The organism is Staphylococcus cohnii species complex 1663 (assembly GCF_041008415.1).
Classification (GTDB): Bacteria; Bacillota; Bacilli; order Staphylococcales; family Staphylococcaceae; genus Staphylococcus; species Staphylococcus ureilyticus.
Genome location: NZ_JBFDVL010000010.1, coordinates 1 through 15,883, shown reverse-complemented (window position 1 = coordinate 15,883; position 15,883 = coordinate 1). Strand labels below are relative to the sequence as shown.

Below are 15,883 nucleotides of genomic sequence, written 5' to 3'. Positions count from 1 at the left end.
GCCCCCTTTTTATTTACGCATTTTCGGATCAAATGCATCACGTAATCCATCACTAAATAGATAGAAGAATAATATTAATAAACTTAAAATAATAGCCGGAATAAATAATTCATGTGGATGAATCAATAACATTGCACGACCATCATTTACAAGTGAACCAAGTGATGTTCTTGGTGCTGGCACTCCAATACCAATAAAGCTTAGGAATGCTTCGAAGAAGATTGCATTCGGCACTGTAAACATAGATGTAACAACTATAACTCCTAGTGTGTTAGGTAATATGTGCTTAAATATTAATTTAAGTTTAGATGCACCTAATGTTTTTGAAGCTAATACAAATTCTTGGCCTTTTAATTTTAAGAATTCCCCTCTGACAACACGACTCATTCCAATCCAGCCTGTGATTGCCATCGCTAATATAATCGTCCATATAGATGGTTCAAAGATTAACACGAATAAAATAACAACAATCAATGTTGGTATAGACGCAACAATTTCAATAATTCGTTGCATCACATTATCAAGTCGTCCTCCAAAAAATCCTGAAATCGCGCCATAAATGACCCCTATAAAAATATCGAGCAATGCTGCAACAACACCAATAAATAATGATACTTGTGCACCTTGCCAAGTACGTGACCATAAATCTCTACCTAATTGGTCTGTACCAAACCAGAAATTTTCTTTCACTCCAGCTTCTTCATAGGCATCTTTACCTTGAGCACCTTCACCATCAAATGGTAAAAATGAAATTTGATCTAGTACAGGTATTTTAGCTGGTAAGTTACGTCTTTCAACATCTTGTTCAGCATAGTCATGCGCACTAAATAATGGCCCAATTAACGCTAAAATAATGATAATAATTAACCCTATCATACCAACTACCGCTAATTTATTACGCTTTAATTGTGTCCATGCATCCTGCCAAAAGTTTTTACTTTCTCGCTGTATTTCAGGCTCTTTTTCAATATCATTGTTACTTCTAATAAAATCTGATGCTGGTATTGCTTCTGAGGTATGTGACATAACTGCATTTGAATAATCTTGATTTAAATTTTCATTTTTATTATCAGCCATTATTTTTTACCTCCTTGTACACGTATACGTGGATCAATAACACCATATAATATATCTACAAGGAAAATAGAAACTATAAATAGTGTACTGAATAAAATAGTTGTCGCCATAATTACTGGGAAATCGTTCGTGGTAATCGATCTTACGAATTGATCCCCTAACCCTGGCACACCAAAAATATTTTCAATTGTCAAAGTACCTGTTAATATACTCGCCAACATTGGCACAATAATTGTAATTACTGGAATCAAGGCATTTCTTAATGCGTGTCCAAATAATACTCTCATTGTTGAATTACCTTTGGCACGTGCAAGTAAAATATAATCTGAACTTAACACTTCTATCATTTCTGCTCTTATGTATCTTGCTACCGTCGCTAAAACTGCTGCTGATAGTGCTAAAGATGGTAACACTGCTGTTGAAATACCTTCCCAACCTGCTACTGGGAACCATTGCAATCTTACTGAAAATACATATTGTAATAAAACAGCTAAGACGAATGATGGTACCGATACTGCTATAACTGAAATTACTGTAGCTGTATAGTCAGCCCAGGTGTTTTGCCGGACTGCCGCAATGACCCCTAAAATCAGACCGAGTATGACACCAATCACCATCGCTGTTAAACCCATTTCTAAAGATGGTAATAACCTTGGTTTGATTAAATCCCAAACTGGCTGGTTATCATATTGGAATGAGTTACCAAAGTCCCCCGTAACAACATTCTTCAAATAACTCGCATACTGAACTGGTACTGGGTCATTCAAACCATATTTTTCATTTAGAATTTGCTTTTGTTCATCATTTAATTTTTCATCATTAAATGGTGAACCTGGCATAAGTTTCATCAAGAAAAAAGTAATGGTAATGATAATGAATAATGACAAAAACATATAACCCAATCGCTTTAAAACATATTTAAGCATATTGTATCCCCCTTTGAATCGAATTAAACATTCCCTTCACAATATTCAGAATATTTAATAACATTATACGTTTAGTTAAGATTTTAATCAATATTCTATTGCTTTACTTTATTAAAGAAATTAAAAATTAATTAATTTTAAACTTCTAATTAAATACTGTTGTTAACGAATTTATAGTAATTTTTATTCATTTTTTAGTTAACTTAAGTTACAATTAATTTAATTCTTTTTTAGGGGGCAACGACATGAAATATTTAAAACATCTCGTATTATTTTTACTTATTACACCTATAATTTCATTTATTTTATGGTTATTTTCAAACCATAATTGGATAAACTTTATTAATATTATATTCTATGTCTCTATCTTCTTAGCAATATTCTCTTTTATCATTTTGGTTGTGCAGGAAGGCGTTTTAGATCCTACAAGCTTTGGTTTTAGAAGATTAAAATATCAATTGATGAGAAAGAAACATAGAAGCTCGCTTGAAGATGATACGTTTTTTAAGCCTACTAAACCTAAAAAAGATATTTATATTGTTTCATCTTGGGTGAAAATTGCTTTTCTTTGTAATCTCATTTATGTCATTATCTCTATTTTAATATCATTTGCTATATAAAAAGGCTGGATTAGTAATTGTATTTAATAACAATAACTAATCCAGCCTTTTTTTCTGTTGATTATCAATATTGGGATTACAAAAAAGTGCATAATAAAGTAGGATAAAGCCCAACAAAACAATGACTGCCACGTAGATAGACATCATCCACGGTAATATAAATGCGCCAATAATAAGTCCTAGACGTGCTAAAATATTTCCGCCGTAAAATGAAACCATTGCAAATGTACTATACGTACTTCGTTTATCTTCAGGAATCATCAAGAAGCGTTGTGCATTTTGTATAGGTGAATATATTAATTCCCCTAAAGTAGCCAAAATTGAAAATAAGCATAAAATCCAAAACGATGTTGCAGACGTCAATACACTGTATCCTAATGTATACAAGACAATCCCAATCATAAATGCAATTCTAGTCGAAGTCGCTGCGACAATTCTGTTTACAGTAAATGTTAAAGTGGCGACAACTACTGTATTAATAATCATAATGACCGTAAACATTCTGACACCATCTATATAAAAACCTAAAATCGATAATGGTTCAAAAGCATCTTTCAACCTTACCACGACATAAGAATTTAAACTTAATTCAGCCATGATGACCATCATATAGCCCAAATTTAGCATCATATAATATTTATCTTTAACTACATCTCGATAGCTTTCAAAAAAATGTTTAAATTTAGTCGTAACGTCGCCCTTTTTACTAATAACTTGTTTAACATCATAATACTTCTCAAATAAGTACCAACTTACTAACATAGCGACAAAGAAAAGAATAAATAATAAATGTTTATGCCCCAAATATAATAATGCACCTAACGCCATACCGATGGCTGTACCGATATTAAACATCCAATAATTGAGTTGATATACATATGCCCTAACATCTTCATATATAGCATCCATAATAGCCGCTTCAAATATGGGTTCACTTGCAGCAAATAATAATTGAAAAACAAAAATAGCAATACAAAATATAACTAAACCAGTACCGTCCATAGTAACCGTAATACTTAGAATAATTAGGCAAATTGCATATAAAAAGTGAATATAATTCACCGTTTTCTTCCTATTATAATTATCACCTAAATATCCACCTAAAAAAGACACTATAAAACTCACTATAATATTTATAATTAAAAATGTCCCTGCAAAAACTGCGTTCACCTTGCTCGTTAAATAAAGTGCTATAAAAGGCATGATGGCTTGACTTGCTATAATCAAGATAAAATCTGCAATCATTCGTGTTTTCAAAGTTGTTGACAAAGTTGAAAAGCGTTTCATCTTGACTGCCTCCTTTTGAAGTAAATATAAAGCACATTATACACTAGGTGCACACTATAAATATACAATATATCAAATTTAATTATGTATTTTACTATTAAAATATATATTATTTAAAAATTAAAACTATCTTCAATAGATATCATCGCTTATTCATATCACTCCGTATCTGTTAAATAATTTCAGCCAAAATAAATAAGGCTGGACAAATGAATTGTCTCAGCCTTTTATCATTACATATGATTTAGTCGTTAAATTTTTTCAAAACAAGGACGGCATTATGGCCACCAAATCCTAAACTATTACTCATAGCGTAAGTAATATCTAAATCTTCAGCTTTATTTGGAACAATGTCTAAATCACACTCTGGGTCTGGGGATTCAGCATGGATGGTTGGCGCGATGCGGCCATCTCTAATAGATAAAGCAGAGAAAATGGCCTCTAAACCACCTGTTGCACCTAATAAGTGACCAGTCATAGATTTTGTAGAGCTAATTTTTAAATTTTTAGCTGCTTCACCAAATGTATTTTTAATCGCTTGTATTTCAGTCAAATCGCCAACTGGCGTACTCGTACCATGAGCATTTAAATATTGAATATCTTGGGGCTCAATGCCTGCATCATCAATCGCTGCTTGCATCGCACGTGAGCCGCCTTCGCCTTCAGGTGCTGGAGCTGTAATATGATAAGCATCACCTGTTGAACCATAACCAACTACTTCAGCATAAATTTCTGCACCACGTGCTTTGGCTGACTCTAAAGATTCAAGTACAACAATACCTGCGCCTTCTCCCATTACAAAGCCATCGCGGCCTTCTTGGAATGGTCGACAAGCTGTTTCTTTATCTTCATTCGTTGTTAAAGCACGGCTTGCGCTAAAGCCTGCGATTGCCATATGTGTAATTGGCGCTTCAGTACCACCTGTAACCATAGCATCGGCATCACCGCGTTGGATAATCTTGAAAGCTTCTCCAATTGAGTTTGTACCTGTAGCACATGCTGTAACCGTAGCACCATTCGGCCCTTTTGCACCTAAATCAATAGATACTTGGCCTGTAGCCATATCAGGAATTAACATCGGAACAAAGAAAGGACTGACACGTCTAGGGCCACGCTCTAGCAATTGGCTATGTGATAATTCAAATGTTTCCATGCCACCGATACCTGAGCCAATCCAAACACCAATTCTATTAGCTGTATCTTCATTAATATTTAGTTTTGCATCCTTAACCGCTTCTCTTGCAGCGACTACTGCATACTGTGTGAATCGATCCATACGACGCGCTTCTTTTTTATCTATATGATCTTCAATATCAAAGTCTTTTAATTCACCAGCTAAATGAACTTTATATGCTGATGTATCTATACGTGTTATTTCATCTATACCACTAACACCATTTAGTGCATTTTTCCATGAAGTTTTTGCATCATTACCGATTGGTGATAAAACACCCATACCAGTAATGACGACACGATGTTCCTTACTCATATATTATCCTCCTATTTTCCCCATCTTATTGTTACAGCACCCCAAGTAAGACCGCCACCGAATCCTACTAGTACTAAAACATCATCATCTTTAATTTTACCATTTTCTAATTCTTGTGCGATACTTAATGGAATTGAAGCTGCAGAAGTATTACCAAATTTATCCACTGAGACGCTCATTTTTTCTTTAGGTATACCTAATCGTTCTCTTGCAGATTCCATAATTCTAATATTCGCTTGATGAGGCACAAACATATCGATATCGTTTGGTTCTAAATTTGCTTTTGCAACTGCATTATTAGAGGCTTCACCCATGATTCTAACAGCAAATTTAAACACTTCTCGTCCATTCATAAATATCTTACCATTTTCTGGATTTAAATATAAATATTCGCCTCCAGAACCGTCTGATCCAAGTTCATAACTTAAAATACCTCGGCCTTCAGACACTTCGCCGATAACGACTGCACCAGCACCATCACCAAATAAAATAGCGGTTGAACGGTCTGTGTAATCTGTGATTTTAGATAATTTATCTGCACCTACAACTAAAATATTTTTATAATCGCCTGATTGTACGAATTGTTTAGCGTTAATCATTGCATACATGAAACCACTACATGCAGCTAACTGATCCATAGAAGCAACCTTTCCGATACCAAGTCTGTCTTGTAATATGTTAGCCACAGTTGGAAATGGAAAATCTCCTGTAGATGTTGCAACAATAATCATATCTATGTCCGTTGGTTCAATACCAGCATCATTAATAGCTTTAACACTTGCTTGATAAGCTAAATCAGACGTCTCTTCATCTTCATCAGCCCATCTTCTTTCTTTAATACCTGTCATTTTCGAAATCCATTCATCTGAAGTTTCTAAAAACGATTCAAAATAGGCATTCTCTACTACTTTTTCAGGCGCATATGCGCCGAAACCTTTAATACCCACGTTCATGGTTGTACACCTTCTTAATAATTTTTTAATACCAGGTATTAATTTAACATAATACATAATTCCAATACAAGAACTTCACCTAGTATACTCATTAAAATCACATTTATTATTATAATTTATAGTGAAAATTAGTACAATTAAAATCTACACTTTATAACTTACTACTATACAAATATCACATTCTTATTTATAATAAATGTATATATATATTAAATTGGAGGCATTACATAATGAAATACCTCGCAGTGTTATTTTGGTCTATTGTCTTATTACAAATGGTAAATTTCGTGCTTAACAGTCTTTCAGGTGGGGGCGCACTTAATTTGATTACCCCTATTATTGGTGCTATTGTATTTACAATCATTGTCGTATTATTTGACTTGATTATTAAACCTTCAAAGCATGAAACGAAAGAACAACACTAATTATTTATCGCATACACATTTTTAAGAAGCGTTCGAAACGAAAATATCTCGAACGAATTTAAAAAGGCAATCTCTAAGTTTTCAATTTAGAGATTGCCTTTTTGCTATAGAAAATTTCTAAGATTTTAAATGTACTAACTTTTTAATTAATCCAACATTAATATAATAGTAGCCCATAAATGAATTTCTCCAAATCATTTATGGGCATATTTTAATAGCGATGATGCGCAAACACTATTTTCTATTTATTTCTTCTTATATCATTTCTGGTTTAATTTCTTCAAATGTTAAACCATCATCAGATAAATCTATTTTTATTAACGTACCTTCCGGTAGATTTTCTCTAATCATTTTGCGTGCAAGTGGTGTTTCAATTTGTCTTTGAACAAATCTTTTAAGTGGTCTTGCACCAAATTGTGGTTCATATGCTTCTTCACCTAACCAAGTCTTAGCTTTGTCAGAAACTTCAATTGAAATACGTTGTTCCATCAGTCTAATGTTTAATTGTGTTAAAATTTTATCAACAATTAAACTCATATCATTTACAGATAATGGTTTAAATAATACGATATCATCCATACGATTAATGATTTCAGGTTTGAAGTATTGATTTAAACTATTCATAACTGCTTTTTCTGTTGATTCAGTTATTACACCTGTATCTTTTACATTTTCTAATAAAATTTGTGAACCTATATTACTCGTCATGATAATTATTGTATTTTTAAAGTCTACTTCTCGACCTTGTGAATCAGTTAAACGACCTTCTTCTAATATTTGAAGCAACACATTGAACACATCTGAATGTGCTTTTTCTATTTCGTCTAACAGTATGACTGAATAAGGATTACGTCGTACTGATTCAGTCAGTTGACCGCCTTCTTCATGTCCAACATAACCTGGAGGCGCACCTATTAAACGTGAGACAGAATGTTTTTCCATATATTCACTCATATCAATACGAATCATATGTTTTTCTGAATCAAATAAAGTTGATGCTAAAGATTTCGCTAATTCTGTTTTACCCACACCAGTTGGGCCTAGGAATAAGAAGCTGCCAATGGGTCTGTTAGGATCTTTAATTCCAGCACGTGCTCTGACAACTGCGTCTGCAACCAAATCTACAGCCTTATCTTGTCCCACAACACGTTCATGAAGTATATCAGATAAGTTCAAGAGTTTTTCTCTTTCAGTTTCAACTAATTTTGATACTGGAATGCCTGTCCAAGAACTAACAATATCACCAATTTCTTCATCGGTAACAATTTCACGAATGATGCGGTCATTGTCTTCATTTTGTTCATTTTGGAAAGCATCTTCTAGTTCACGTAATTCTTTTTCTAATTGTGGAATTTTACCGTGCTGTAATTCCGCTGCTTTTTCTAAATTGTAGTTGTTTTCAGCATCTTCTAAAGCTTTTCGATTTTCATCTAATTCTGAACGTTTCTCTTGCAACTTAGCTATTTTTTCTTTTTCTTCTTCAACACGTGATTGAATAGAACTTTGTTTTTCTTTTTCGTTTGCTAATTCTTCTTGTAGCTCTTGTAAACGCTGTTTACTAGCATTATCAGATTCATTTTTCAATGCCGACTCTTCAATTTCCAGCTGCATAACACGACGATTCACTTGATCTAATTCTGTTGGATTTGAGCCCATTTCAGTACGTATCGTCGCACATGCTTGGTCTACTAAATCTATTGCCTTATCCGGTAAGAATCGATCTGTAATATACCGATCTGATAATTCAGCTGCTGCTACTAATGCTTTATCTTGTATACGAACACCGTGATATACTTCGTAACGTTCTTTCAAACCACGTAAGATAGAAATTGTATCTTCTACATTAGGCTCAGAAACATTTACTTTTTGGAAACGACGCTCTAAAGCTGAGTCTTTTTCAATATATTCTCTATATTCATTTAATGTAGTCGCACCAATACAATGTAGTTCACCACGAGCTAACATCGGTTTAAGCATATTACCTGCATCCATAGCCCCTTCAGTTTTACCAGCACCTACAAGCATATGAATTTCATCAATAAACAAAATAATTCTGCCGTCAGAGTCTTTGACTTCTTTAAGTACTGCTTTCAATCTTTCTTCGAATTCTCCTCGATATTTAGCTCCAGCCACAAGTGCACTTAAATCAAGTTCAAAAATTGTTTTATCTAACAATGATTCTGGCACATCTTTACGAACGATACGTTGCGCTAACCCTTCGACGATTGCTGTTTTACCTACACCTGGTTCACCAATCAAAACAGGATTATTTTTAGTTTTTCTACTTAATATACGGATTGAATTACGAATTTCTTCGTCTCGACCAATGACAGGGTCCATATTTCCTTGACGTACTTCTTCAACTAAGTCACGACCGTATTTTTCTAAAGCTTCATAATTTGCTTCTGGATTTTGTGATGTCACGTGATTGCCTCCTCTAACTTTTTTAATAATTTCTTCAATAACTTCTTTTTTATTTGCTACAAATTGTTTAGTCGTATCATCTATATCAATAGCAGCTAATACGATGTGTTCCATAGATATATATTCATCTTCATATTTTTTCATATAAGATTCAGCTTTATTTAATAAATTGTTAGCATTTTGGCTTATATATTGGCCATATTGGACATTATCTCCTTGAACGGATGGATATTTTTTAAGCTTTTCTTTATATGATTGATCTAATTTATCAGTGTCTATATGTGCTCTATCAAAAATACTTTTAAATAAACTTTCACTTTCTGTTAATGCCGCTGATAATACAGCTTCAATTTCAATATTTTGATTTTCATTTATTTTAGCCAGTTCAATAGCATTTTGTAATGTACTTTGGACTGCATAGGTCATTTGATTGATATCCAAATTGATTCACCTCACCATTTAATGATTGATCAATAAAGTAAGTTTGACTTTGACTTTCTTTGACCTTATTTATATTATATTACGCTACTCGGCAATAATCAACAATAAAGGGTTGGTTTTTCAATTATTTTTTATAAGTTTTGAACGCTTACTATATCATAACTTTTACCAGATACATATATGTTAAAACATCTAGATAAATAATATAAAGCTATTAAATTCTATAGCAATATTTATATTTTCAACAATAGGACATTCCTCATTACTTTAAAGCTATGTTAGCATTATTGTAAATATACAAGATTGGAGGTTATCTATATGAAAGATGTAATCAAAAAGCCAACGCCGCCGTTTAATAAACAGACAGCTTTAGAAAAAGTTAAATTGGCGGAAGATGCATGGAATACTAGAGATCCTGAAAAAGTATGTCTCGCTTATACACTTGATTCACAATGGAGAAATCGTAATGAGTTTTTTGAAGGTCGAGAAGCAATCAAATCTTTTTTATATAGAAAATGGAATAAAGAACTTCATTACAAATTGATGAAAGAATTATGGTGTTACACCGATAACCGTATTTCAGTTAGATTTGAGTATGAATGGTATGATGCTTCAACAACTCAATGGATGCGTACCCATGGTAATGAACATTGGGAATTTAATAGCCATGGACTCATGACTAGAAGGGATATGAGCGCAAACGATTACCCAATCAAGAAACAAGATAGAAAATATTAATATCATCTATGCTAATTCATCAATGGTAAATATATGCCATTTAAAGTACATCTTCAAATGACAGTTTTCTTTATAGATGTTCAAAAGCAAAGTAAACGCCAATTTTAACAAAAATTGGCGTTTACTTGTTAGTTAAGCTTCATTGATTTCATATTTCTCTAAGTTTTTAATTTATTTTGCATTGCTAGCTATATGTTTTAAAATTTCATCCGTCAATGCCTCTACACCTTTTGGTTCTAAATGAATACCATCTGGTGCAAAGTATTCTGTATGATTTTCAGAGCGTTTGTACCAATCAACAAGCGTTACATTCTTGTGTGTGTTTGCAGCATCTGTCATCAATTTATTCACATGGCCTTCATAACTTCTCGGAACTCTCGTATTCACTAAATAAATTTGAGCATTCCCGAATTTATTGATTAACGTATCTAATTGTTCTTTACTAAAATCTCCATTTGTACCAAGCTCTAGTACAATTTTATCTGATTTTTTATTAAACGAATGATAATGTTTTTCTACAAGTGGAGCGACATCGTAAAGATTACGACCAACCTCACCATCAATTTGTGCATTGGGCACCCTTTTTTTAAAATTCTCACCAATATCAACCATCACTGAGTCACCAATGAGCAGTGGTTTAATATTTGTAAAAACTTCTGATTTGGAGGTTTTTTTAGCATTTGATTTACCAAAAAAGTTTACATCATCAATTGGTATAGGCCTCACTATTTGTTTATCAAATTCATTAGTCTTAAACGTAGTTTTTTTATCTGAAACCATATCTTTCCCTAATTTATCAAAGCTACCAGCTAAAACAAATAAACTTGGAATCATAAAAATTAATAAAATAGCTGTTCTCACTAATGGTATTTTTTTGTTTAATTTTATAGAAAGTGCTTTGAAACCTTTTTTTCTAAAAGGCGTTTCAATATAACGATACGATAATTCTGCTAAAATAATTGTCAATATGATATCTAATAAGTACACATAACTCGGTAATTGTCCATCAACATAATATGAATGTACAAAACTAATCACTGGAAAATGCCATAAATATAAGCTATAGGACCTTTTACCTATCATAACAAAAATAGGATTTCCTATGACTTTAGCAAAGTAACCTGATGGATGAACAACACTCATTATGACAAATAATGTCATTACAGATATTAAATAAAAACCACCATTATAAATCCAATCGCTATTATCATTAACTTTATAAAAAAGTAAAAGCAAGATGAAAATACCAAAAACACCAATACCATCTATGATATGCGTTAATGTCTTTTTCGGATGTTTTTTCAACTTGAACGGAGGCCATAAAAACGCTAATATGACGCCTAATAACATAGTTTGAAGTCTTGTATCTGTACCAAAATAAACTCGAGAATGAGACATATGTGGTTGTGAAATGCTTATCATCACTAGTAAAGAAATTAACGAAATAATCCAAAATATCAAAACAACATTACGATATTTTTTAAAAGCTAATAAAAGGAATATAAAAAGAATTGGAAAAACTATGTAAAATTGCTCTTCAATTGCTAAAGACCACAAATGTTTTAATGGCATGAAAGCAAATTGTTCAAAATAATTGACATCTGTAGCGATGTACCACCAATTTGAAAAGTAAAAAATTGCTGCTATTGCATCTTTTTTAATATTAATAATTTCGTCTGGTTTTAATACCAGTGTTACCACAATGACAACAAATACTAAAGTTAATACTGCAGGTATCAATCTTTTAAATCGTCGTATCCAAAAGTTTTTTAAATTAATTATCCCTGTTTCTTCATATTCATTTAACAGTAAACTAGTAATTAAATATCCCGAAATAACAAAAAATGTATCAACACCTAAAAATCCACCGGTTAACCATTGCTTATTTAGATGGTAAATAATAATACCAATCACTGCAATTGCCCTTAAACCATCTAAACCTGGCATGTATCGCGTGCTACGTTTCACACGACAATTTTCAAGATTATTGTTCATTTTCCCACAAACTTTCCTAAAATTACATAAACATCTATTTTATTCACCTAGCCATTGTAATACTAATGTAATACAACTGCAATTATTTTAATGAATTGAGCGATAGAAATAAATAATTTTAAAATAGCCTGACACAAAGTGGGTATATGTTGTTTAAATAAAAAAACTAGCTTAAGTTAGCAATACGTATCTCATCGCATTGTTACTTAAACTAGTTCTCTAATCTATATATTAACCTATGCCTAGCGCTATTTTTGCATAGCGTGACATCATTTCTTTACTCCATGGTGGACTCCAAACAATATTTACTTCTGTATCTGAAATCTCTGGAATTTCTGCTAAGACCATTTTTACTTGGTTCATAATTTGCGGTCCAAGCGGACAACCCATAGAAGTTAACGTCATTTCCACTGTACATAAACCTTCATCATCAACATCTACGTTATATACTAAACCTAAGTTTACAATATCGATTCCTAACTCAGGGTCTATGACCATCTCTAAAGCATTTAGTATGCTATCTTTTAATCCTTCGTCCATACTTTTCACCTCTTCGTATTTAATCATACTAACAATATATCAAATATCTTACAAAACGCCAATAAAATGCTATGATGTTCATACATCATTTATTAAATTCAAAGGAGATTTACATGAGTTCTTATTTAATTTGTTTAGACTTAGACGGAACACTATTAAACGATGACAAGAAAATTACACCTTATACAAAAAAGGTTTTAACTACATTGCAAAAGCAAGGACACAAACTAATGATAGCAACAGGCAGACCATACAGAGCCAGTCAAATTTATTACCATGAACTAAATATGGATACTCCTGTAGTTAACTTTAATGGTGCATTCGTTCACCATCCAAAAGATGATCATTTCCAAAATAAACATGAAGTACTGGATTTAGACTTATCACATGAGATCATTCAATCACTGAACAACTTTGGTGTCTCCAACATTATTGCTGAAGTAAAAGATTATGTTTTTTTAAATAATTTTGACCAAAAATTATTCGACGGTTTTTCAATGGGAAATCCTAAAATTGAAACTGGTGACTTACTTTACTCCTTAAATGAATCGCCTACTTCCATTTTAGTTGAAGCTGAAGAATTTATGATTCCTAGAATCAAACAAATGCTAACCCGTTTCTATGCAGAAAATATTGAACACCGAAGATGGGGCTCACCTTTCCCAGTAATCGAAATCGTAAAACAAGGAATTAGTAAAGCTAGAGGCATAGATTATGTGAAAACTTTTTTAGATGTAGACAGAAACCATATTATTGCATTCGGCGATGAAGATAATGACTTAGAAATGATAAAATATGCCAAACATGGTATTGCTATGGGAAATGGTTTAGATGAACTAAAACATGTAGCCAATCATGTGACTTATTCAAATAATGAAGATGGCATTGGTCGCTATTTAAACGATTTCTTTCATTTAAATATATCGTATGAAACAGTAGTAGAATCACATATTTAAACACTAAATTTATAGGGGGCAATATACTATGAATAAAATTGTAGTGGTGGGTGCTGTTGCTGGAGGTGCAACCGTTGCTAGCCAAATCAGAAGACTAGACCATGAGAGTGAAATAACTGTTTTTGAAAAAGATAGAGATATGAGTTTTGCTAACTGTGCACTACCTTATTATTTAGGAAATGTCGTAGATTCAAGAGACAAAGTATTAGAAGCTACACCCGAGTCTTTCTATGATTCTAAAAAAATTGTTGTTAAACCTTATCACGAGGTAACTGCAATTAATGACAAAGCGCAAACAATTACTGTTTATAATAAACGTGACAATACAACGTTTGAAGAAGATTATGACACTTTAATTTTAAGTCCAGGGTGCAGTGCGAATACTTTAAACTTAAACAGTGATATCAGTTTTACATTAAGAAATATGGAAGATACTGATGCCATTGAAAAATTTATAGAACACCAAAACGTTAAAACTGCCCTTGTCGTTGGTGCAGGATATATAGGTTTAGAAATATTAGACAATTTACACCATAGAGGTATCGAAAGCACATTGATACACCGTTCAACTCATGTGAACAAGTTAATGGATAGCGATATGAATCAACCCATTTTTGATGAAATGGAAGCGAGAGATATCAATTATCGTTTAAATGAAGAAATTCAATCAGTGGATGGTAATACAGTTCATTTCAAATCTGGTAAAGTTGAAAACTATGATTTGATTATTGAAGGGGTTGGAGTAAAACCTAATTCCGAATTTATTCAATCATCAAATGTAAGTTTAGACAGTAAGGGTTATATTCCAGTAAACGATCAGTTCCAAACTAACATTGAAAACATTTATGCTTTAGGTGATATTATTACTTCACATTATCGTCATGTGGACTTAAATGCACACGTACCATTAGCATGGGGTGCTCATAGAGCAGCGAGTATTATAGCAGAACAACTAGCTGGTAATGCATCTATACACTTTAAAGGTTACTTGGGTGCAAATATTGTAAAATTCTTTGATTATACGTTTGCCAGCGTTGGCGTAACACCACAAGAATTAGATAACTTTGATTACGAAATGGTAGAAGCTAACCAAGGAGAACACGCGGGCTATTACCCAGGAAATACTAAGTTACATTTACGTGTTTATTTCGATAAATCAAGCAGACGCATTATTCGAGCTGCCGCAGTAGGAAAAAATGGTGCAGATAAACGTATAGATGTTTTATCTATGGCAATGTTGCATAAGTTGACAATAGATGAACTTACTGAGTTCGAAGTTTCCTATGCCCCGCCTTATAGTCGACCAAAAGATATCATCAATATGATTGGTTATAAAGCGCGCAACAAATAATTTCAGCTAATTTAATACGTGAAAATAAAAAGCGGAGACAGCTTAATGTCTCCGCTTTTTATATTACATACCAAACATTTGTGTGATTGGGCCTTGCGGTAAAATAACCCCAATAATGATAGTGATTATAATAACTGCAATTGTGCTCCACATCATACCATGACTTGCTTGTCCTTTTTTTCGTTTTGTAACTGTAACTTCCATTAATGCTACGACAGCCACACCACAAATCATTTTCAATGTTAATAACATGTGCCCGCCTGAATTTCCATCACCAAATGCTTGAATCCAAATCCAGAATCCTGAAATTAAGACTAAAACCATGAATAACCTTAATAACATATGAATTGGTTTAAAATAAGGTGTCGCACCTTGCTTTTCTGAGAAATTAAAATAAGCAGCGAAAAACAAGATAATTAGCAATACCCAACTTGCAATATGCATATGTAACATATTTAATACCCCCACACTATTTTTACTTTATAAAAATATCAATACATTGTTACTTTTAATTATAAAATTAAAAGCGTACTTTTTTAATCATACTGAAAAAGTAAATATTTTTCAAAAAAAGTTCTGCACTTCACATTTTATCTTCATTTTCAATTTATAGCAACATCATTACTTTGTATCAAAAAAATTAGGCTAACTTATTATAATT

The 15,883-nt window shown here is 32.5% G+C and carries 14 protein-coding genes; 5 read left to right on the top strand and 9 right to left on the bottom strand.

Annotation, left to right across the window (positions count from 1 at the left end; genetic code table 11):
- Positions 1 to 9: 9 nt before the first annotated feature.
- Positions 10 to 1,077, bottom strand: a complete 1,068-nt coding sequence (opp3C, locus tag AB1J10_RS11280; RefSeq protein WP_046208052.1) for an oligopeptide ABC transporter permease — start codon at positions 1,075 to 1,077, stop codon at positions 10 to 12.
- Positions 1,077 to 2,003 carry an oligopeptide ABC transporter permease gene (gene opp3b, locus AB1J10_RS11275; protein WP_064209430.1) on the bottom strand — a complete coding sequence of 309 codons (927 nt, stop codon included), beginning with the start codon at positions 2,001 to 2,003 and terminating at the stop codon, positions 1,077 to 1,079. The genes opp3C and opp3b overlap by 1 nt, the downstream gene beginning before the upstream one ends.
- A 245-nt stretch (positions 2,004 to 2,248) precedes the next feature.
- Between opp3b and AB1J10_RS11270 the strand changes: the two genes are divergently transcribed.
- A complete protein-coding gene (locus AB1J10_RS11270) occupies positions 2,249 to 2,623 on the top strand; it encodes a DUF3899 domain-containing protein (RefSeq protein ID WP_064209431.1) in 375 nt (124 codons plus the stop codon).
- A gap of 36 nt (positions 2,624 to 2,659) precedes the next feature.
- Here the strand turns inward: AB1J10_RS11270 and AB1J10_RS11265 are convergent, their stop codons facing one another.
- From AB1J10_RS11265 to AB1J10_RS11255, 3 genes are all read right to left on the bottom strand, one after another.
- Complete coding sequence (locus tag AB1J10_RS11265; RefSeq protein WP_064209432.1) at positions 2,660 to 3,910, bottom strand: MFS transporter; 1,251 nt, start codon at positions 3,908 to 3,910, stop codon at positions 2,660 to 2,662.
- A 244-nt stretch (positions 3,911 to 4,154) separates the two neighbouring features.
- Complete coding sequence (fabF, locus tag AB1J10_RS11260; protein ID WP_070038090.1) at positions 4,155 to 5,399, bottom strand: beta-ketoacyl-ACP synthase II; 1,245 nt, start codon at positions 5,397 to 5,399, stop codon at positions 4,155 to 4,157.
- A gap of 11 nt (positions 5,400 to 5,410) precedes the next feature.
- Entirely contained in the window at positions 5,411 to 6,352 is a 942-nt protein-coding gene (locus tag AB1J10_RS11255) for a beta-ketoacyl-ACP synthase III (RefSeq protein ID WP_040030149.1), read from the bottom strand.
- A gap of 230 nt (positions 6,353 to 6,582) precedes the next feature.
- On the opposite strand from AB1J10_RS11255, the gene AB1J10_RS11250 reads away from it, so the two are divergent.
- Positions 6,583 to 6,777 (top strand): YjzD family protein, encoded by a 195-nt coding sequence (locus AB1J10_RS11250; RefSeq protein WP_046208047.1) that lies wholly within the window; start codon positions 6,583 to 6,585, stop codon positions 6,775 to 6,777.
- Positions 6,778 to 7,032: 255 nt separating this feature from the next.
- Here AB1J10_RS11250 and clpB read toward each other — a convergent pair whose 3' ends face one another.
- Positions 7,033 to 9,642, bottom strand: coding sequence for an ATP-dependent chaperone ClpB (gene clpB / locus AB1J10_RS11245; RefSeq protein ID WP_064209434.1), 2,610 nt, complete (start codon positions 9,640 to 9,642; stop codon positions 7,033 to 7,035).
- Positions 9,643 to 9,960: 318 nt separating this feature from the next.
- Between clpB and AB1J10_RS11240 the strand changes: the two genes are divergently transcribed.
- On the top strand, positions 9,961 to 10,380 hold the full coding sequence (locus AB1J10_RS11240) for a nuclear transport factor 2 family protein (protein ID WP_064209435.1): 420 nt from the start codon (positions 9,961 to 9,963) through the stop codon (positions 10,378 to 10,380).
- Between the two features lie 171 nt (positions 10,381 to 10,551).
- Here the strand turns inward: AB1J10_RS11240 and AB1J10_RS11235 are convergent, their stop codons facing one another.
- Positions 10,552 to 12,375, bottom strand: coding sequence for an acyltransferase family protein (locus AB1J10_RS11235; RefSeq protein WP_070038093.1), 1,824 nt, complete (start codon positions 12,373 to 12,375; stop codon positions 10,552 to 10,554).
- Positions 12,376 to 12,606: 231 nt separating this feature from the next.
- Positions 12,607 to 12,915: a metal-sulfur cluster assembly factor gene (locus AB1J10_RS11230; RefSeq protein WP_019469047.1), complete on the bottom strand. Its 309-nt coding sequence runs from the start codon at positions 12,913 to 12,915 to the stop codon at positions 12,607 to 12,609.
- 113 nt (positions 12,916 to 13,028) lie between these two features.
- Here AB1J10_RS11230 and AB1J10_RS11225 point away from each other — a divergent pair, with 113 nt between their 5' ends.
- Both AB1J10_RS11225 and AB1J10_RS11220 read left to right on the top strand, forming a co-directional pair.
- A complete protein-coding gene (locus AB1J10_RS11225; protein WP_070038095.1) occupies positions 13,029 to 13,871 on the top strand; it encodes a Cof-type HAD-IIB family hydrolase in 843 nt (280 codons plus the stop codon).
- A gap of 28 nt (positions 13,872 to 13,899) precedes the next feature.
- On the top strand, positions 13,900 to 15,222 hold the full coding sequence (locus tag AB1J10_RS11220; protein WP_070038097.1) for a CoA-disulfide reductase: 1,323 nt from the start codon (positions 13,900 to 13,902) through the stop codon (positions 15,220 to 15,222).
- Positions 15,223 to 15,285: 63 nt separating this feature from the next.
- Here AB1J10_RS11220 and AB1J10_RS11215 read toward each other — a convergent pair whose 3' ends face one another.
- On the bottom strand, positions 15,286 to 15,675 hold the full coding sequence (locus AB1J10_RS11215; RefSeq protein ID WP_046208041.1) for a YisL family protein: 390 nt from the start codon (positions 15,673 to 15,675) through the stop codon (positions 15,286 to 15,288).
- Between the last annotated feature and the right edge of the window lie 208 nt (positions 15,676 to 15,883).

Excerpts from the sequence above, each read along its gene's own strand:
- opp3C (WP_046208052.1), bottom strand. The coding sequence starts at position 1,077 with ATGGCTGATAATAAAAATGAAAATTTAAATCAAGATTATTCAAATGCA.
- opp3b (WP_064209430.1), bottom strand. The coding sequence starts at position 2,003 with ATGCTTAAATATGTTTTAAAGCGATTGGGTTATATGTTTTTGTCATTA.
- AB1J10_RS11270 (WP_064209431.1), top strand. The coding sequence starts at position 2,249 with ATGAAATATTTAAAACATCTCGTATTATTTTTACTTATTACACCTATA.
- AB1J10_RS11265 (WP_064209432.1), bottom strand. The coding sequence starts at position 3,910 with ATGAAACGCTTTTCAACTTTGTCAACAACTTTGAAAACACGAATGATT.
- fabF (WP_070038090.1), bottom strand. The coding sequence starts at position 5,399 with ATGAGTAAGGAACATCGTGTCGTCATTACTGGTATGGGTGTTTTATCA.
- AB1J10_RS11255 (WP_040030149.1), bottom strand. The coding sequence starts at position 6,352 with ATGAACGTGGGTATTAAAGGTTTCGGCGCATATGCGCCTGAAAAAGTA.
- AB1J10_RS11250 (WP_046208047.1), top strand. The coding sequence starts at position 6,583 with ATGAAATACCTCGCAGTGTTATTTTGGTCTATTGTCTTATTACAAATG.
- AB1J10_RS11240 (WP_064209435.1), top strand. The coding sequence starts at position 9,961 with ATGAAAGATGTAATCAAAAAGCCAACGCCGCCGTTTAATAAACAGACA.
- AB1J10_RS11235 (WP_070038093.1), bottom strand. The coding sequence starts at position 12,375 with ATGAACAATAATCTTGAAAATTGTCGTGTGAAACGTAGCACGCGATAC.
- AB1J10_RS11230 (WP_019469047.1), bottom strand. The coding sequence starts at position 12,915 with ATGGACGAAGGATTAAAAGATAGCATACTAAATGCTTTAGAGATGGTC.
- AB1J10_RS11225 (WP_070038095.1), top strand. The coding sequence starts at position 13,029 with ATGAGTTCTTATTTAATTTGTTTAGACTTAGACGGAACACTATTAAAC.
- AB1J10_RS11220 (WP_070038097.1), top strand. The coding sequence starts at position 13,900 with ATGAATAAAATTGTAGTGGTGGGTGCTGTTGCTGGAGGTGCAACCGTT.
- AB1J10_RS11215 (WP_046208041.1), bottom strand. The coding sequence starts at position 15,675 with ATGTTACATATGCATATTGCAAGTTGGGTATTGCTAATTATCTTGTTT.